Raw genomic sequence first — 18,627 nt, 5'->3', positions numbered from 1 at the left:
TCCAGAAAAATCGAATCAATTCAGCTGCTGGCGCGCTTGGGCCGCCAGCAGGTCTCGGTGTTCAGGCGCGGCGATGGCCAGCATCGCGCGCAGGCGCTGCGCCAGGCTCAGCCCGCGCAAATCGGCAATGCCGTGTTCGGTGACGATCAGGCCGGCATCGGCACGCGGCGTAGAGACCGGGCCGGACAGCTGCGCGACGATGCGTGATTGGCCGCGTGCGGTGGAGGGCAGCGCCACCATCGGCAAGCCCCCATCGCAGGCGGCAGCGGCGCGCAAAAAGTCCATTGCGCCACCCACCGCACCCAGGTACTGGCCTGCCACCACCTCGGCATTGATCTGGCCGGTCAGATCGACCTCGATCGCCGAGTTGATGGCGGTGAGCTTCTGGGTCTGGCCCAGCACCCGGGCGTTGTGCGTGTAGTCAGTACCGGCAATGCGCAGCGCACCGTTGTTGTGCGCCCAGCGCCGGGTGCGGGCACTGCCCATCAGCAGGCCGGTCACGCTCACGCCCACGTCAATGCCTTTGCGCGCGTTGGTGATGACACCGGCATCGACCAGGTCAGCCACGCGGTCGCCCAGGGTGCCGCTGTGTAGGCCCAGATCGCGGTGGCCTTGCAGTGCCTGCAAAACGGCATCGGGCAGGTTGCCAATGCCCAGCTGCAAGGTGGCGCCGTCTTCCACGCGGCTGGCGATCAGCTGCGCAATCGCTTCTTCAGCGGGTCCAATTTTGCCGGCGGGCACATCGACCACGGCCTGGTCGCTCTGCACCCAGGCATCGACATCGGCCAGGCGCAGGCTGGCGCCCGCCACCCAGGGCACATCGGCGTTGACCTCGGCGATCACGCAGCGCGCATGGCGCATGGCAGTGACCAGGTAGTCATGCGCCAGGCCCAGGCTGCAGTCGCCATCGGCATTGGGCGGTGAGACCTGGACGAACACCACATCGATGGGGATGCGGCGGCTGGCGATCAGCTGCGGAATCTGCGAATAGTGGCAAGGAATCGGGTCGAGCACACCGGCCATGCCGAGCGCGCGGTGCGAGCCACCGGCGGCATAGCCGCGCATATCGATGGCATCGGCATGCGCGGGCTGCAAGCTGTTGGCGCCACCAATGCCCAGAAAGACGCTGGTGCGCGCAAAGCGCTGGCGCTGGGCCACATAGGCCTGGATCAGCGACAGCGGCTCGGCGGCCGACTGGCCCCAGACGATGCTGTCGCCAGCGCGGATGAACTGCGCCAGGTCCAGATCCGCCAGCGCAATCTGCCGGCCTTCTCCCATGCTCATGGCTGGGCGGCAGCCAGGCTGGCATTGCCATGGCTGAGCACGACAATGCCGCGCTCGACCACCAGCGCGCGGAACTGCAGCGCATCGCCTTCTTGCCAGACCTCGGTGCGCAAGGTCTCGCCCGGAAACACCGGTGACGAGAATCGCGCATGCATGCTGCGCAGCAGGCTGGCATCGCCGTTGCAGGCCGTCATCACCAGCGCATGGCAGACCATGCCGTAGGTGGCCAGGCCGTGCAGGATGGGCTTGTCAAAGCCTGCCGCCTGGGCCACTTTTGGATCGGCATGCAGGGGGTTGTAGTCGCCCATCAGGCGGTAGAGCAGGGCGGCCTCGGGGCGGATGGTGTGGGTGTAGGTCCAGCGCGGTGCCGTATCGGGCGTGGGCGCCAGCGCCGGCAGCGAGGCATCGCTGGGCTGGCCGCCCAGTGCTTCGCTATAGCCGCCATCGCCCCGGCAGAACGTCACCTGCTCCAAGGTGGCATAGCGCGTGCCATCTTCGCCTTCCAGGCTGCGCTCGCTCACCACAATCGCGCCCTTGCCTGCGCCCTTGTCGATCACTCGGGTGACCTTTGTCTTGCCCACCACCTTGGCCCCCACCGGCAGCGGCTGGTGGATGGTGGTGCGCTGCTCGCCATGCACCAGCTTGACCCAGTCGATACCGGTGTCCGCCTCCTTGGCCCAAAAGCCCGGATAGCCCAGCACCGAACTCATCGTCGGCAGTGCCTGCAGCGCTTGGTCCATGCCCTCGTAGACCAGCGGCAGGTTACGGGTATCGAGCGGGTCATTGCCGACGCCCAGGCTCAGCGCATACAGCATGGTGTCGCGCTGCGAATAGTCCTGGTGTACCGGCGCAAACGGCCGGGCCTTGAGTTGCTGGTAGTTGATGGTCATGGCCTTGGCTTAGATAGGGTCCCAGCTGAACACTTCTCCGGAGCGCTCCATCGGCACAAACGAGGACTTCAGCGCCGGCATCGCATGCGAGGCGATGTCCTCAGGCGTCCAGCCTTCGCCCTGGTGTACGGAGCGCAGCGGGCGCGGTTGGCTCATCAGGAAGATCTCGTTATTGCGCACCGCAAACACCTGGGCATTCACGTCCTGGGCCTGCTCGCTGAGCAGGTAGACGGCCAGGGGCGCGATCTTGTTGGGGGTCATCTGCTTGAGCTTGTCCACACGGGCCTGCTGCTCGGGCGTGTCGGTGGGGATGGAGCCGATCATGCGGCTCCAGGCAAACGGGGAGATGCAGTTGCTGCGCACATTGAACTTGGCCATGTCCAGTGCAATGCTCTTGGACAGCGCGACGATGCCCAGCTTGGCAGCCGAGTAGTTGGCCTGGCCCAGGTTGCCAATGAGGCCGGAGGTGCTGGTCATGTGGACCATGGCGCCGCTTTCCTGCTCCTTGAAGTGGTTGGCCGCAGCGCGGGCCACATAGAAGCTGCCGTAGAGGTGGACCTTGATGACGGCATCCCATTCGTCCACACTCATCTTGTGGAAGAAGCGGTCACGCAGAATGCCGGCGTTGTTGACGATGCCGTCGAGCTTGCCAAAGCTGTCGAGCGCGCACTGCACGATCTTGGCGGCGGCATTCGCGTCCGAGACGGTGTCGGTATTGGCAACCGCGTCGCCGCCGGCGGCCTTGATCTCGTTGACGACCTTTTGCGCGGGGCCGTCGTCGTGGCCTTCGCCGGTGGTGGACGTGCCGATGTCATTGACCACCACCTTGGCGCCTTGTTGGGCCATGGCAAGCGCCATATCACGGCCAATGCCGCCCCCAGAACCGGTGACGATAACGACTTTGCCTTCGAGCATGGTGGACATGTCTGCTTTTCCTTGGAGCTGTGTGTAGATGAATGCCACCAGCATGCCGTCCATAAAGCGCATTGCCAATTCGCAAATGCGTAGGCAGGGCTTTGGCAAACTGAAACCGCAGGTTCAAAAACCAGGGCTAACCCTTTGTCTTCACCGCTGTAAAAGGAGAGGTTCCAATCTCTGCGATTGCGCTGGGGGGCCGAGCCTGCGACAGTGCCACCATGTCGCAAACCCCTGAACCTTCTGCCGCCTCGCTCAACACCGAGCAGGTAGCCCATTTGCAAAGCTGGATCAACAAGACAGAGACCCAGCACGACCTGGTGGCCCGCACGGCGGTGACCGGCCTGTCCGCCACCCTGGACCGTGATGATGCCCCGGCCCAGGACGGCGACAGCCTGCCGCCGCTGTGGCACTGGATGAACTTTCTGCCGATGGCGCGGCAAAGCCTGCTGGGGCCCGATGGCCACCCGGCGCGTGGCGGCTTTTTGCCGCCCGTGCCGCTGCCCCGGCGCATGTGGGCCGGTGGCCGCCTGCAGTGGCAGGCGGACAACCCGCTGCGCATTGGCGAGTGCGTTGAGCGCGTCTCGCGCATTGCCTCGGTGGACCACAAGGTGGGCCGCTCGGGCGAGCTGCTGTTTGTGCTGGTGCAGCACAGCTACCGCAATGCACGTGGCCTGGCGCTGACCGAGGAGCATGACATCGTCTACCGCGCCGCCGCCCAGCCCAGCGACCCGGTGCCCCAGCCCACCGCTGCCGAGACGCAGGCCGCCTGGAAGCGCGAGATCAACGCCGACCCGGTGATGCTGTTCCGCTACTCGGCGCTCACCTTCAACGGCCACCGCATCCACTACGACCGCAGCTATGTCACGCAGGAAGAGGGCTACCCTGGCCTGATCGTGCATGGCCCGCTGATTGCGACCTTGCTGGTCGATCTGCTGCGCCGCAATGCGCCGGATGCGGTGCTGACCGACTTCTCGTTCAAGGCCATCCGCCCCACCTTCGATCTGCACCCCTTCACCGTGCTGGGCCAGCCCCAGGACGATGGCAAGACCATCAAGCTCTGGGCGCATGACCACGAGGGCTGGCTGACGATGCAGGCCACCGCCAAGATCCGCTGAGCGCGCAGACCAACAACGCTTTCCCCAACACCGGCGGGTGGCGCAGGCGCTCTAAGCGCAGCCACCCCCAACGCCAGACCCAGAACCATGATCGAACATACCGGCTCCAACAACTTCCCCGAAATCCGCGATGCCATCCGTGCGCTCTGCGCCGAGTTCCCTGATGAGTATTTCCGCAAGGTCGATGAGGCGCGCACCTACCCCGAAACCTTTGTCGACGCGCTGACCAAGGCCGGCTGGCTGGCGGCGCTGATCCCGCAGGAATACGGCGGCTCGGGCCTGGGCCTGACGGAAGCCTCGGTGATCATGGAAGAGATCAACCGCTGCGGGGGCAACTCCGGCGCCTGCCACGGCCAGATGTACAACATGGGCACCTTGCTGCGCCATGGCTCGGCGGCGCAGAAGGAAAAGTACCTGCCCAAGATCGCCAGCGGCGAATGGCGCTTGCAGTCGATGGGTGTGACCGAGCCCACCACCGGCACCGACACCACCAAGATCAAGACCACGGCGGTGAAGAAGGGCGACAAGTACGTCATCAACGGCCAGAAGGTGTGGATCAGCCGCATCCAGCACAGCGATTTCATGATCCTGCTGGCGCGCACGACGCCGCTGGCCGATGTGAAGAAAAAGAGCGAAGGCATGTCGATCTTCATGGTCGACCTGCGCGAGGCCGAGAAAAAGGGCATGGCCGTGCGCCCGATCCTGAACATGGTCAACCACGAGACCAATGAGCTGTTCTTCGAGAACCTGGAGATCCCCGAGGAGAACCTGATCGGCGAAGAAGGCAAGGGCTTCAAGTACATCCTCGACGGCCTCAACGCCGAGCGCACCCTGATCGCGGCCGAGTGCATTGGCGATGGCTACTGGTTCCTGGACCGGGTGACCAACTATGTGCGCGACCGCGAGGTGTTTGGCCGCCCGATTGGACAGAACCAGGGCGTGCAGTTCCCGATTGCCGACGCCTTTATCGAGGTGGAAGCGGCCAACCTGATGCGCTGGAAAGCCTGCGAGCTGTACGACAAACACGAGCCCATGGGCGCCCAGGCGAACATGGCCAAGTACCTGGCCGCCAAGGCGAGCTGGGAGGCGGCCAATGCCTGCCTGCAGTTCCACGGCGGCTTTGGTTTTGCCTGCGAATATGACATCGAGCGCAAGTTCCGCGAGACGCGTCTGTACCAGGTGGCACCCATCTCCACCAACCTGATTTATTCCTACGTGGCCGAGCACATCCTGGGCCTGCCGCGCTCCTTCTGATGGCGCAGTGCAGCGATAAAACCAGACAACCGGAGACTTCATGACCAGACCATTGGATGGCATCACCGTCGTATCGCTGGAGCACGCCGTGGCAGCGCCTTTTTGCGCACGCCAGCTGGCCGATCTGGGCGCGCGCGTCATCAAGGTGGAGCGGCCGGGCAGCGGCGATTTTGCGCGCGGCTATGACAGCCGGGTGCGCGGCCAGTCCTCGCATTTCACCTGGCTCAACCGCAACAAGGAAAGCCTGGCGCTGGATCTGAAGGACCCAGCATCGCTGGAGGCGCTCAAGCAGCTGCTGGGCACGGCCGATGTGCTGCTGCAAAACCTGGCACCGGGCGCGGCTGCACGCATGGGCTTGTCGTACGAAGCCTTGCATGCAGCGTTTCCGCGCCTGATCGTCTGCGACATCAGCGGCTATGGCGACAACGGCCCCTACCGCGACAAGAAGGCCTATGACCTGCTAATCCAGAGCGAGGCAGGCTTTCTGTCGGTGACCGGCACGCCGGAGACGCCGAGCAAATCGGGCATCTCGGTGGCCGATATTGCGGCGGGCATGTATGCCTATACCAATATCCTCTCGGCGCTGCTGCTGCGCGGCAAGACGGGCGAGGGCAGCCATATCGATGTATCCATGCTCGAAGCGCTGGGCGAGTGGATGGGCTACCCGATGTACTACGCGTTTGAAGGCGCCGCGCCGCCGCCGCGCACCGGTGCATCGCATGCCAGCATCTACCCCTATGGCCCCTTTGTGGCCGGCGATGGCGGCACGGTGATGCTGGGCCTGCAAAACGAGCGCGAGTGGAAAATCTTTTGCGACCAGGTGCTGCTGGCACCGGCGCTGGCGACCGATGCGCGCTTTGACAGCAATGCCCAGCGCAATGCCAACCGTGCTGAGTTGCAGGCCGAGATTGTGCGCATCTTTGGCGCACTGCAGGCCAGCGATGTGGTGCAGCGGCTCGACGAGGCCGGCATTGCCAACGCCCATGTGAACGACATGGCGGGCCTGTGGGTACACCCGCAGCTGCTGGCCCGCCAGCGCTTTGCGCAGGTGGATACGCCCGTGGGCGCCGTGCCTGCGCTGCTGCCGCCTGGCCGCAACAACCAATACGACTACCGCATGGATGCGGTGCCAGCGGTGGGCGAGCACACGGCCGTCATCCTCGATGCGCTGCAGCTGCCGGCCGATGCGCTGGCGGCAGTGCGCAAGGCCTCCGGCCTTTGATGCTTTCTGTTGGAGAGACAAGAACATGACCACAACAACTACATCCCCCACGCCCGCCGCCCAACTGGCCCGCTTTGCGGCCGAGCTGCAATACAGCGACATCCCCGAATCCGTGCTGCTGAAAACCGAAGACCTCTGGGTGGACTGGTTTGGCTCGGTGGTGGCCGGCCACAATGCCCGCCCTGTGGCCAGCATCACCCGCTTTGCGCTGGGCCAGGGCCCGGCCCAAGGCCCGGCCGAGGTGATCGGCCCCGAGGGCCGCAGCAGCAGCCCCTACCTGGCGGCCATGGCCAATGCCGCCGCCTCGCATGTGGCCGAGCAGGACGATGTACACAACGGCTCGGTGTTCCACCCGGCGGCGGTCGTCTTCCCCCCGGCCGTGGCCGTGGCACAGGCACTGGGCAAGTCCGGCAAGGAGTTGCTGACCGCCTGCATCGCCGGCTATGAAGTAGGCATCCGCGTGGGCGAATTTTTGGGCCGCTCGCATTACAAGATCTTCCACACCACTGGCACGGCCGGTACCTTGGCCGCTGCGGCCGCCGTGGGCCATCTGCTGGGCCTCAATGCGCAGCAAATGCTGCATGCCTTTGGCTCGGCCGGCACGCAGTCTGCCGGCCTGTGGGAGTTTTTGCGCACCGCTGCCGACAGCAAGCAGCTGCACACCGCGCATGCCGCCGGTGCCGGCCTGATGGCCGCCTACCTAGCCAAGGATGGCTTCACCGGCGCGGCCGATATCTTCTGCGGCCCGCAGGGCATGGCCGCTGGCATGTCCAGCGACAGCGATCCGGCCCGCCTGGTCGATGGCCTGGGCACGCGTTGGGCGACGCCCGAGACCTCGTTCAAATGGCATGCCTCCTGCCGCCACACCCACCCGGCCGCCGATGCGCTGCTGCAGGTGGTGCGCGCGCACCAGCTCAAGGTGTCGGACATTGCCGAGGTGGTGACCCATGTACACCAGGCCGCGATCGATGTGCTGGGCCCCGTGGTGGACCCGACCACGGTGCACCAGAGCAAGTTCTCGATGGGCACGGTGCTGGCGCTGGCCGCGCGCTTTGGCTTTGCCGGGCTCAATGAGTTTGACGATGAATTCCGCGCCGAAGACACCATGCTGCTGCGCGACAAGGTGCGCATGGTGCTGGACCCCGAGGTGGACGGCGCCTACCCGCAGCGCTGGATTGGCAAGGTAACGGTGACCACCACCGATGGCCGCGTGCTGGAAGGCCGGGTGGACGAGCCCAAGGGCGACCCGGGCAACACCCTGAGCCGCGAGGAGCTGACCGACAAGGCGCTGCGTCTGGGCGCCTTCAGCCGCGCGGTGCCGGCTGCGCAGATGCAGCAATCGGTGCAGAAACTCTGGCAAGTACGGGAATGGACCAGGGTCGAAAAGCTGTTGCTGGCCGTATAAAGAAAGCAGCAGCGCCGCCCGTCGGCGCTTGTGATGCAGGGGGCTGGAGCAGTCCCCTTTACCTACCGGGAAGGGCGAAGTACCCAACCCAAGACCAGGAGACAAAAATGCGCATTCGCTTGTTGACCCCGGCCGCTGCTGCTGCCCTGATGGCCTGTACCAGCCTGGGCCTGCACCTCAACGCCCAGGCGCAGGACTGGCCCACCAAACCGGTGGTGCTGGTGGTGCCCTATTCGGCCGGTGGCCCGACCGATGTGGTGGCGCGCATGCTGGCCATTCCGATGGGCAAGTCGCTGGGCCAGACCGTGGTGGTGGAAAACACCGTGGGCGCAGGCGGCACGATTGCACCGGCGCGCGTGGCACGGGCCAAGAACGATGGCTACACCATCCTGATCCACCACATGGGCATGGCGACAGCGCCATCGCTGTACAAAAAGCTGCCCTACGACCCGCTGAAGGATTTCGAGTACATCGGCCAGGTGCTGGATGTGCCGATGACTTTGTTGTCGCGCAAGGACTTTCCGGCCAACAACTTCCAGGAGCTGCTGGCCTATGTGAAGGCCAACCAGGAGAAGGTGTCGCTGGCCAATGCCGGTATTGGCGCGGTCTCGCAGCTCTGCGGCATGCTGTTTGCGTACCAGGCGGGGGTCAAGCTGACGACGGTGCCCTACAAGGGCGCGGGCCCGGCGATGAATGACTTGATGGGCGGCCAGGTCGATCTGCTTTGTGACCAGACCACGCAGACCGCGCCGGTCATCAAGGACGGCAACCGGGTCAAGGTATTTGGCGTGACTACGCCCCAGCGCCTGACCGCCATGCCACAGATCCCCACGCTCGACGAGCAGGGCCTGAAGGGTTTTGACGTCAAGGTCTGGCACGGCATGTACGCCCCCAAGGGCACGCCGGCCGAGGTGATCAACAAGATCAACACCGCCCTGAATGTGGCCTTGAAGGACCCCGTGGTGGTACAGCGCATTGCCGACCTGAGCAGCGAGCTGGTGACCCCGGACCGCGCCACGCCGCAGAGCTTGAAGACCTTGCTGGAATCGGAAGTGAAGCGTTGGAACACGGTGATCAAGGCAGCCGGTGTGACCGCCGAATAAGCCTGGCGCTCCACCCGCGCAGGAGCAGGGGCCGTGGGCCCCTTTTTGGATAGAAGAAAGATTGATGGACATGACTGTTAACTCGCATCCGCTGGCCACCGCCACCTCCTGGCTGTTTGTACCGGCCAGCCGCCCCGAGCGCATCGCCAAGGCGCTGGCCAGTGGGGCCGATGCGGTGATCGTGGACCTGGAAGATGCGGTGGCGCCGCAGGACAAGGAAGGCGCCCGCGCTGCCTTGCTGGCAGCCTTTGGCCAGCTGCAAACAGCAGAGCGCGCCCGAGTACTGGTGCGCATCAATGCCCATGGCACCCCCTGGTTTGATGGCGATCAGCAGGCGCTGGCCCAGCTGGTGGCGCAGGGCGCCGCCGGTGTGGTGCTGCCCAAGGCCGAGACGGCCGAGGCGATGGCCCTGCTGCTGCCGGCGCTGGGCGCGCAGGGGCTGCTGGTGCCCATCATCGAATCGGTTGCGGGCCTGCATGCCATCGATGCGATTGCGCGCGCGCCGCGCGTGCTGCGCCTGGCCTTTGGCCATCTGGATTTTCAGGTCGATGCCGGCATGGCCTGTGCCGAGGACGAGAGCGAGCTGCTGCCGGTGCGCCTGGCCGTGGTGCTGGCCGCGCGCCGCGCCCAGCTGCCCGCGCCTATTGATGGTGTGACCGTCAATACCCAAGAGGCTGCCGTCGTGCAGGCTGATGCGGCGCGGGCGCTGCGCGGCGGCTTTGGTGGCAAGCTCAGTATCCACCCGATGCAGGTGGCCCCCATCAATGCCGCCTTTGCGCCGACCGATGCGCAGCTGCAGCGCGCCCAGCAGGTGTTGGCCGCGGCCGAGGCCGCGCAAGGGGGGGTATGCGTGGTCGATGGCCGCATGGTTGATGCGCCGGTGATTGCGCTGGCCCAGAAGACCTTGCAGCGCCACCAGCAGGCCCAGCGTCGGCTTCAAACCGTCGTGTAGAAAGCGCGCTGCACGGGGTGCCGAGCAGGACACTTTCTGACACAGCTCTCCGCAATCTCGTCGATATACTCGCTCCACTACCGCGCCGCGACAGCGGCGCACCCATACAGGAGAGCGACATGTTCAAACACGCGATTGCCTGGGCCGCCGTGGCCCTCACTGGAATGGCCCATGCCTATGTACCGCAAGGCGGTACCTGGATCGTCTCCGACGAGGTCAATGGCCGTCCGGGCCGTGGTTTTGCCGTCGATGTGCAAAACGATGTGCTGGTGATGCAGGTCTATGCCTATGAGAGCAGCGGCCAGCCCACCTTCTACATGGCGACAGGCCGTCTGAATGAGAACAGCGAGCTGACGACCACCCTGGGCCGCTATGAAGGCGGCCGTTTCCTGGGCAGTGGCGACCGCAGCGGCGTCGAGCGCGGCAGCCCCGGCAATGTGCGCATCCGCTTTGTCAGCGGCACCCTGGGCTATATCACCCTGCCGGGTGAGGGCGAGAAGGAAATCAAGCGCTACCAGTTTGGCTACGACAACTCGCCCGCCTCGCTGCTGGGCCTGTGGAGCCTGGTCTATGGCGACAGCAACGGCAATATCGAAACCGAAACCATGCAGCTGACCCGCATCACCGGCGGCTCGTCCTTCGGTAGCGGCATGACCGTGTCGTATGACGGCCTGTTTGCCTGTGAGCAGATCATCCGCGGTGTCGATGCCGGCAAGACCCAGTGCGTGAAGATGCGCAGCGGCACATCGAGCGAGACGGTGCGCGCCTTCTGGATGAACTTCAGCGTCAACCAGGGCGAGGGTGACTGGAACAACACCCGCAACTCCGGCGCTGGCGCTTTGTATGCCAACCGTTTGATGCAGAACTCGGGCCGCATCACCGGCCTGCTGCGCAAGGTGACGCCGGATGCCGGCGGCCAGCAAGGCAACAACGATGACGCACTGCGCGCCGCACTGGAAGCCCAGGCCACCGAGCGCCAAAGCCGCTGATCTGGGTTGCTTTCCCCGATGAAAAATGCCCTGGTTCACCAGGGCATTTTTTGTGGGATCAGCGCTGCTTATTCGATGCGGGCGCCAGTGGCTTTGACCACAGCAGCCCAGCGCTCCATCTCGCGGTCAATATGCGCGCCCAGTGCCTCGGGCGTGGAGCCTACCGGCTCATAGCCGCTGGCGGCGAGCTGCGATTGCAGCGCGGGGTTTTGCAGCGCGGTCGCAATCTCGCGGCTGAGTTTGTTGGTGACATCGGCAGGGGTGCCGGCTGGTGCAATCACGGCATACCAGCCATTGATGTCAAAGTCCTTGATGCCCTGCTCCTGCACCGTGGGGATCTCCGGCGCCAGGGCCGAGCGCTTGGCGCTGGTAACAGCCAGTGCATGCAGCTTGCCGCTGCGCACATGCGGGATCGAGGTGGAGATGCTGTCAAAGGTCAGGTCGATATCGCTGGCCAGCATGGCATTGACGACGCCGGCACTGCCCTTGTAGGGCACATGGGTCATCTTGACGCCAGCGGTGCTGGCAAACAGAGCGCCGGCCAGGTGGCCGGTATTGCCATTGCCGGCGGAGCCATAGGTGAGCCGCTCGGGGGCCGCCTGCGCGGCCTTGACCAGCTCGCCAATATTCTTGGCCTGCAGCTTGCTGCTGCCCACCACAATCATTGGCAGGTTGGCCACCAGCGAGACCGGCGCAAAGTCCTTGCGGGTGTCGTAGGGCAGCTTGGGGTAGAGGCTGTCGTTGATCGCATGCGCGGCCAGCACCATCAGCACCGTGTAGCCATCGGGCTTGGCCCGCGCCACATACTGCGAGGCCAGGGTGCCACCCGCGCCGGGCTTGTACTCCAGCACCACCGGCTGGCCTAACTGCTGCTGCAGTTGCATGGCCAGCGGCCGGCCCAGCAGATCGGCACTGCCGCCCGGCGGGTAGGGGATGACCAGCTGGATCGGTTTGCTGGGCCAGGTGGCCGCATGGGCCATGCCGGCCAGCAAGCTGCTGCCGGCAACCGCCAGGCCCGCAAGCAGGCCGGCCAGCTGCCTGCGCCGGGTGGATGGGGAATGGATCATGTCTTGTCTCCTGCTCTTGTTTTGGGATGGAAGTTGGCGGGCAATCAGGCCGCTGAGGCGCTGGTCTGGCTGGCCTGGCTCGCGTACAGCGTGCGCAGCTCGCGCTTGAGCACCTTGCCAATCTCGCTGCGCGGCAGCTGCGCATGGATGACCAGGTCGGCCACGCGCTGCGTCTTGCCCACGCGGCTGTTGAGCCACTGCTGCAAGTCGGCCGCCTGGGGGCTGCTGCCGGGCTGGGTCACCACATAGGCGACGGGGCTCTCGCCCCAGGCGTCCGAGGGCACACCGATCACCGCGCATTCGCGCACCTCGGGGTGCTGCAGCATGACGGCCTCGATATCGCTGGGGTAGACGTTGAAGCCGCCGGTGATGATCATGTCCTTCTTGCGGTCGCCCAGCACGATGAAGCCATCGGCATCCATCTGGCCCACATCGCCGCTACGGATAAAGCGCTCGCCGCTGGGGCTGATCCACTCGGCTTCGCGGGTTTTGTCGGGCTGGCGGTGGTAGCCGGTCATCATGCCGGCCGAGCGGCCAACGATCTCGCCCTGCGCGCCCTTGGGCAGCTCCTGGCCTTCTTCGTCGATAAAGCGCAGATCGGCGTCCGGGCCGGCACGGCCGACGGTGTGCAGCTTGTCGGGGAACTGGTGGCAGTGCAGCTCGCAGCGCACGCCCCCTTCGGTCATGCCGTAGTACTCGATCAAGCGACCGGGCCAGCGGCGCAGCACCTCGGACTTGAGCGCGGTCTTGAAGGGCGCACTGGTGCAGAACTTGTTCTGCAGCAGCGTCAGATCGGTCTGGTCAAACGCCGGGCAGTCGAGCAGGCGCTGGTACTGCACGGGCACCAGCATGGTGTGGGTGGCGCGCTCCGCTTGGGCCAGTTGCAGGTACTGGGCCGCGTCAAACTTGCGCATCATCACCAGGGTGCCGCCGAGCGCCAAGGTGGGCAGGACCGCCACCAGGGTGGTGTTGGAGTACAGCGGCGTTGCGCACAGCGATACCGCATCGGTGCCGTAGCCGTTGGTGACCGCGCGGTTCACATGCGACCAGCGCATGCCCCAGCTTTGCACAATGCCCTTGGGCACGCCGGTGGTGCCCGAGGAATAGATCAAATTGAAAGGCCACTGCGGCGTGGGCTGTATGGGCTGGGGTGCCTGGCCGGCGGGCACTTCGGCCAGCCAGTCGCTCCAGCGCGTACCTGCCTGCGGATTATCGTCGAGCGCAATGCAGGGCCGCTCTGCGGTGCTGGCCAGCGGCCACTGGGCGGCGACCTCGGCATCGCGCAGCAGCAGTTTGGCTTCGGCGTTGTCGAGCATGGCGCTCAGGTGCTCGGCGGTGGCCGATGGTGCGAGGGGCGCCACCACCACGCCGGCCTGCAGCGCGCCCAGGTAAGCCAGCACATAGGGCACCGAGGTGCTGGCGCATATCGCCACCACGTCACCGGCTTGCAGGCCTTGTTGCTGCAGCGCGCAGGCGGCCTGGCGCATGCCCTGGGCCAGCTGGGCGTAGTTGAGGCGCGTGCTGCCCAGCACCAGTGCGGTGTGCTCGGGGCGCTCTTGCGCCTGGGCCAGGACCAGCGCGGGGATAGAGCCAAAAGGCTGGGCGAGTTGGAAGGATGAAGTGTCAGACATACCAGGAATGCAAACGAAAGAAATCAGTCAAGAGACAGGTTGGCGGCGCGGACGATCTCGGCCCAGCGCTTGCGCTCCTGCGCGATAAAGGCGTCGTGCTCGGCAGCGCTCTCGCCGCCGGGCACACCGCCCAGCTCGGCAAAGGTGCGGCGGATGTCGGCGCTTTGCAGTGCCTCATGGGCCACCTGCTGCAGGCGGTTGACGATGGCATCGGGTGTGCCGGCGGGGGCCAGCAGGTCAAACCAGGCGGTCACATCCATCGGCACGCCGGCCTCGCGCATCGTCGGCACATCGGGCAGCTGGGCCGAGCGCTCGCGGCTGGTGATGGCCAATGCCCGGAACTTGCCCGACTGGATATGCGGCATCGAGCTGGGCAGGTTGTCGATCATGAAATCGGTCTGCTGGCCGAGCAGCGCGGTTACGGCGGGCGCCGCGCCGCTGTGGGGCACCAAGGTCACATCCAGCCCGCTCTGCTGGCGGAACAGTTCGGTGGACATATGCGGCGACTGGCCCACGCCCGAGGTGGCGGCCGTCAGCGGTTTTTGCTTGCCCAGGGCTACCAGCTGCTGCACGTTCTGGATGGGCGAGTTGGCATGTACGACCAGGATGTTGGGCACCGAGATCACATTGGTGATGCCGCGCAGGTCGTTGGGGCCGTAGGCCAGCTTTTTGTAAAGGCTGAAATTGATGGCGACCGGGCCGATATTGCCCATCAGCAAGGTGTAGCCATCGGGCTTGGCGCGCGCCACATAGGCGGTGCCAATGCCACCGCCACCGCCGGCCTTGTTCTCGACGATGACGCTGGTCTTGAGCGCGGGGCCCATCTTCTGCGCCAGCAGGCGCGCTGCGATATCGGTGGTGCCGCCGGCCGCTGCGGGCACGACGATGGTGATGGGGCGTGCTGGCCAGTCGGCCGCCAAGGCCAGCAGCGGGGAAAGCAGCAGGGCCGCGAGGGCGCGGCGGCGCGCAAAGCGCATGGTATTGTCTCCGTATTTGTATTTAGGAGATCACCATAGGCAGTCGCGCGAGCAGCCGTGATGGGGTTTGCCTGCACAAGGGCGCATTGGGCCTTCGCCGTTGCGAAAGCCATGCTTTGCGTGCGCGGAAGCAGGGCGCAAAAAAGCGGCCACGAGGGCCGCTTGCAAAGCGTGGATAGCGCTGACTTTATGGGTACAGACCGCGTGCCTCGCGCGCATGCAGAATGCGGCGGCAGGCGATGATGAAGGTGGCGGTACGCAGGGAGACCTTGTTCTCTTGCGCCACTTGCCACACGGCAGCAAAGGCGTCCTGCATGATGCGCACCAGGCGGGCGTTGATCTCGTCCTCGCTCCAGAAGAAGCTGGAGAAATCCTGCACCCATTCGAAGTAGCTCACCGTCACGCCGCCGGCGTTGGCGATCACGTCGGGCAGCACCAGCACACCCTTGTCGTGCAGGATGTCATCGGCTTCGGTGGTGGTCGGGCCGTTGGCGCCCTCGATCACCATCTTGGCCTTGATCTTGCCAGCGTTCTTGGCATTGATCTGGCCTTCCAGTGCGGCGGGGATCAGGATGTCGCAGTCGACGGACCAGAAGTCCTCGTTGGCCATCTTGTCTGCGCCCTTGAAGCCGCCGACACCGCCGGTGTTGGCCACATGGTCGAGCACGGCGGGCACATCCAGACCCTTGGCGTTGAAGATGGTGCCGGTGTGGTCTTGCACGGCCACGACGATGGCGCCTGCATCGGCAAACAGCTTGCCTGCCGTGCCGCCCACGTTACCAAAGCCTTGCACCGCCACCTTGGCGCCCGGCAGTGCCAGGCCGGACAGCTTGGCGGCCTCGACACCCACGGTGAACACGCCACGGCCGGTGGCTTCGACACGGCCCAGCGAGCCGCCCAGGTCGATGGGCTTGCCGGTGACGACACCGGTCGCGGTAGCGCCGGTGTTCATCGAGTAGGTGTCCATCATCCAGGCCATGATCTGGCCGTTGGTGTTCACGTCAGGTGCAGGAATGTCCTTCGATGGGCCGATGAACAGACCGATTTCGCTGGTGTAGCGGCGGGTCAGGCGTTCGAGCTCACCCTTGGACAGGGTCTTGGGATCGACACGGATACCGCCCTTGGCGCCACCGTAGGGCACGTTCACAGCGGCGTTCTTGATCGACATCCAGGCCGACAGGGCCATCACTTCGGACAGGGTCACATCCTGGTGGAAGCGCACGCCGCCCTTGCCGGGGCCACGGCTCAGGTTGTGCTGCACGCGGTAGCCTTCAAAGTGGGCGATCGTGCCGTTGTCCATTTCGATGGGCACATCCACGATCAGCGCGCGCTTGGGGCGCTTGAGCGTCTCGACCCAGCGGGCCAGCGAGCCCAGGTAGGGGGTGACGCGGTCGACCTGCTGCAGGTAGTTGCCCCAGGGGCCCAGGTGCTTGGCGTCGAGGTACGAAGGCAGCGCGTGTTGCGCTACGGCGGGAGTGCTGTTGGACGGCATACGATCCATGCGGTTGAAGAGGTGTGCACAGCTTAAATCCGCTCTATAGCCTTTGTCCAAGGCCGGATGATTGAGATGGAATGCTTTTTTTGCATAACCTTGCGTCGGCTCCGCTTACATGTTGCTTTTTGCTGCGGTGACAGGGGCCTGCGCCTCTGTCCGTTACGCTATGCCGATTTGGCCTGCTTACACTTTCGGACCCGATTGCCATGCCCTTTGCCGACACTGCCACCCCCTTCCTCCCCGCCGCTCTGGCCCAGGCGCTGCAAACCGCCACCGTTACCGGCCATGCCGTCGATGCCGCTGCCTGGCCTGCCAGCCTGGATGCGGCGGACATCATCGCCGTACACCGCGAGCGCGCACAGCGCTGGGGCGATGCTGCACAGGCGCCGCAGTACTGGAAATCCGGCGGTCCCAGCCGCAGCCAGCCGCTGGGCCATGCGCCCTTGCCGCCCCAAGGGGTGCATGGCAATGGCGCCGATCTGGGCAGCACCCCATTTTTTCTGCGCGGCATCGAGGCCGAGATCGCACTGCGCCTGGGCGCATCGGTGGATGCGGAGCAGGCCGCTGCGCTGGATGAAGCGGGCGCCACCCGGCTGATCGATGCGATGGCCGTCAGCATCGAGATCGTCGATGCGCGCTGGCAGCAGCAGCTGCAGGCACCTGCAGCCTTGAAGGCGGCCGATCTGCTCTGCCATGGGGCGCTGGTGCTGGGCGACTGGCAGCCCTACCGCCCGGTCGATGGCGCCCTGCAGCCTTGCGCGGTGCAGATCGGCACGCAGCCCGCCCAGGTCTTTGAGAACCGCTACGGCTTGCAAGACCCCGCCTGGCTGCTGCTGCAATGGCTGCGCTATGCAACTGCACACTTTGGCCCCTTGCGTGCCGGCACGGTGGTGACCACGGGCAGCTGGTGCGGCCTGCTGCAGGCGGCGCCCGGCGATGCGGTGCGGGTGCAGTTTGAGGGCATCGGTGCGCTGCGCGTGCAGCTGTAAACCATCCACTCCGAAAAGCAAAACGCACACCTTTCGCTGTTGCGAGGGTGTGCGTTGCACAGCAGAGAACCGGTCGCAACCGGCGCGCCGTATCAGTTCTGGGCGATCGCCGAAGGGTGCTGTGCCAGCGGCGTGACCGAGATCTTCATGTAGGGGAACAGCGGCAGCGCCTGCAGCAGGCCGTGCAGCTCGTCGTTCGATTCCACATCGAACACGCTGTAGTTCGCATACTCGCCCGCAACGCGCCAGATGTGCTGCCAGCGGCCGTCGCGCTGCAGATCTTGCGAATAGGCCTTCTCGCGGGCCTTGATCTCCTGGGCCTGCTCAGCGGGCAGGTCATGGGGAATGTTCACATCCATGCGAACCAGGTACAGCATTCTTTTCTCCTTGGAAGCGCGATGCGGCCGGGCCGGCCAGCGTGCGCCATTGATCGATCGGTTGGTGTTGGCCTTGCGGGCAGGGCCAGCGCGCATTGTCCGCCCAGGAGGAAGCCAACAGGGTCTCGTCGGCTAATCGTTGCTTGGGTAACTTTTTTGACCTGGGCTGGGCGCCTCCGGCTTGGCGCCCCCGGCTACGCGCCCCCATGCTCAGGCGCTGGCGCAAAGCTCATGAACAGGCCGTAGATGCCGAGTTGGGCTGCTATCTGCGGCAGAAAACTGAACAGCATGTACAAGGGCAAGGTGACAAGCAGGCTGAACTGCTGGGACAGCCAGGCGAGCGAGGCCGCCTGCAGCGGGATGCTGACGACCAGCATCAGCATGCCGGTCAAGGTGGCGGCCACCTTGTGCAGCACGGGGATCGGGAAGATATACAGCACCAGCGCATGCACGGCGGGCAGCAGCCAGAGCATGGCAAGGCCCATGTCCAGGATGTTGTCGGCAAGCAGGCGATTCACATCGCTGACGGCCAGCGCCGGCAGAAACTCATAGGACAGCAGGCCCACGATGCCCAGCAGCGCCACGATGCGCAGGCCATAGATCAGCGGCAGGCGTTCGCGCGAGAGCACAAAGGACAGCGCCATCAGCCCCAGCGACAGCAGCGCGCCACCCCACCATTGCCAGAGGTTGGGCGCCGGCACATGGAAATGCGTACGCACCACATCGATGGGCATGCCCAGCAGCGAGGTGGTCTTGACCTCCACGCCATCGCTGCCGCCCAGGCCCAGATGCGGCCAGGCCCAGGCCAGCACGTCGGCCCATTCGCGCATCAGCAGCGGCGCCGCATGCCACAGCACCAGCCAGAAGGTCAGCAGCAGCACCAGCAGCTGCGCGCTGTGCTGCCAGGTCCAGATATAGCTCCGGAGCCCCCGGTGCTGGCGGGTCATGCGCAACGCCAT

General features: G+C 65.3%; 17 protein-coding genes. 8 read left to right on the top strand and 9 right to left on the bottom strand.

All coding sequences use genetic code 11. From position 1 onward, the window contains the following. Positions 1–15 precede the first annotated feature (15 nt). From HS961_RS01920 to HS961_RS01910, 3 genes are read right to left on the bottom strand one after another with little or no spacing between them, the layout of a single operon-like run. A complete protein-coding gene (locus tag HS961_RS01920) occupies positions 16–1,284 on the bottom strand; it encodes an acetyl-CoA hydrolase/transferase family protein (protein ID WP_412101621.1) in 1,269 nt (422 codons plus the stop codon). Continuing rightward, positions 1,281–2,174: a MaoC/PaaZ C-terminal domain-containing protein gene (locus HS961_RS01915; protein ID WP_182326125.1), complete on the bottom strand. Its 894-nt coding sequence runs from the start codon at positions 2,172–2,174 to the stop codon at positions 1,281–1,283. Before HS961_RS01915 ends, HS961_RS01920 begins: the two co-directional genes overlap by 4 nt. Before the next feature lie 9 nt (positions 2,175–2,183). Continuing rightward, entirely contained in the window at positions 2,184–3,089 is a 906-nt protein-coding gene (locus HS961_RS01910; protein WP_182328072.1) for an SDR family NAD(P)-dependent oxidoreductase, read from the bottom strand. Between the two features lie 221 nt (positions 3,090–3,310). On the opposite strand from HS961_RS01910, the gene HS961_RS01905 reads away from it, so the two are divergent. The 7 genes from HS961_RS01905 to HS961_RS01875 all read left to right on the top strand — a co-directional run bounded on the left by HS961_RS01905 (position 3,311) and on the right by HS961_RS01875 (position 11,132). Continuing rightward, positions 3,311–4,207, top strand: a complete 897-nt coding sequence (locus HS961_RS01905) for an FAS1-like dehydratase domain-containing protein (RefSeq protein WP_182326124.1) — start codon at positions 3,311–3,313, stop codon at positions 4,205–4,207. An 87-nt stretch (positions 4,208–4,294) separates the two neighbouring features. After that, entirely contained in the window at positions 4,295–5,461 is a 1,167-nt protein-coding gene (locus HS961_RS01900) for an acyl-CoA dehydrogenase family protein (protein ID WP_182326123.1), read from the top strand. Between the two features lie 40 nt (positions 5,462–5,501). Beyond that, a complete protein-coding gene (locus tag HS961_RS01895; RefSeq protein ID WP_182326122.1) occupies positions 5,502–6,683 on the top strand; it encodes a CaiB/BaiF CoA transferase family protein in 1,182 nt (393 codons plus the stop codon). Between the two features lie 25 nt (positions 6,684–6,708). Beyond that, positions 6,709–8,088 (top strand): MmgE/PrpD family protein, encoded by a 1,380-nt coding sequence (locus tag HS961_RS01890; RefSeq protein ID WP_182326121.1) that lies wholly within the window; start codon positions 6,709–6,711, stop codon positions 8,086–8,088. Between the two features lie 149 nt (positions 8,089–8,237). After that, positions 8,238–9,191 (top strand): tripartite tricarboxylate transporter substrate-binding protein, encoded by a 954-nt coding sequence (locus tag HS961_RS01885; protein WP_238347902.1) that lies wholly within the window; start codon positions 8,238–8,240, stop codon positions 9,189–9,191. Between the two features lie 70 nt (positions 9,192–9,261). Continuing rightward, positions 9,262–10,143 carry an HpcH/HpaI aldolase/citrate lyase family protein gene (locus HS961_RS01880; protein ID WP_182326119.1) on the top strand — a complete coding sequence of 294 codons (882 nt, stop codon included), beginning with the start codon at positions 9,262–9,264 and terminating at the stop codon, positions 10,141–10,143. Between the two features lie 119 nt (positions 10,144–10,262). Further along, positions 10,263–11,132, top strand: a complete 870-nt coding sequence (locus HS961_RS01875; protein WP_182326118.1) for a hypothetical protein — start codon at positions 10,263–10,265, stop codon at positions 11,130–11,132. Between the two features lie 68 nt (positions 11,133–11,200). On the opposite strand, the gene HS961_RS01870 is transcribed toward HS961_RS01875, so the two are convergent. From HS961_RS01870 to HS961_RS01855, 4 genes are all read right to left on the bottom strand, one after another. After that, positions 11,201–12,199: a tripartite tricarboxylate transporter substrate binding protein gene (locus tag HS961_RS01870; protein ID WP_182326117.1), complete on the bottom strand. Its 999-nt coding sequence runs from the start codon at positions 12,197–12,199 to the stop codon at positions 11,201–11,203. A gap of 44 nt (positions 12,200–12,243) precedes the next feature. After that, positions 12,244–13,830, bottom strand: coding sequence for a class I adenylate-forming enzyme family protein (locus HS961_RS01865; RefSeq protein WP_182326116.1), 1,587 nt, complete (start codon positions 13,828–13,830; stop codon positions 12,244–12,246). A 23-nt stretch (positions 13,831–13,853) separates the two neighbouring features. Further along, a complete protein-coding gene (locus HS961_RS01860; RefSeq protein ID WP_182326115.1) occupies positions 13,854–14,807 on the bottom strand; it encodes a Bug family tripartite tricarboxylate transporter substrate binding protein in 954 nt (317 codons plus the stop codon). A 187-nt stretch (positions 14,808–14,994) separates the two neighbouring features. Next, positions 14,995–16,299 carry a Glu/Leu/Phe/Val family dehydrogenase gene (locus HS961_RS01855; RefSeq protein ID WP_182328071.1) on the bottom strand — a complete coding sequence of 435 codons (1,305 nt, stop codon included), beginning with the start codon at positions 16,297–16,299 and terminating at the stop codon, positions 14,995–14,997. A gap of 209 nt (positions 16,300–16,508) precedes the next feature. Here HS961_RS01855 and HS961_RS01850 point away from each other — a divergent pair, with 209 nt between their 5' ends. Next, positions 16,509–17,291: a fumarylacetoacetate hydrolase family protein gene (locus tag HS961_RS01850; RefSeq protein WP_182326114.1), complete on the top strand. Its 783-nt coding sequence runs from the start codon at positions 16,509–16,511 to the stop codon at positions 17,289–17,291. Between the two features lie 92 nt (positions 17,292–17,383). On the opposite strand, the gene catC is transcribed toward HS961_RS01850, so the two are convergent. Then, entirely contained in the window at positions 17,384–17,668 is a 285-nt protein-coding gene (gene catC / locus HS961_RS01845) for a muconolactone Delta-isomerase (RefSeq protein WP_182326113.1), read from the bottom strand. Positions 17,669–17,862: 194 nt separating this feature from the next. Continuing rightward, entirely contained in the window at positions 17,863–18,627 is a 765-nt protein-coding gene (locus HS961_RS01840) for a hypothetical protein (protein WP_182326112.1), read from the bottom strand.

The sequence above is a fragment of the Comamonas piscis genome (genome assembly GCF_014109725.1).
GTDB lineage: Bacteria > Pseudomonadota > Gammaproteobacteria > Burkholderiales > Burkholderiaceae_C > Comamonas > Comamonas piscis.
This window is presented reverse-complemented; position numbering and strand designations above follow the sequence as displayed.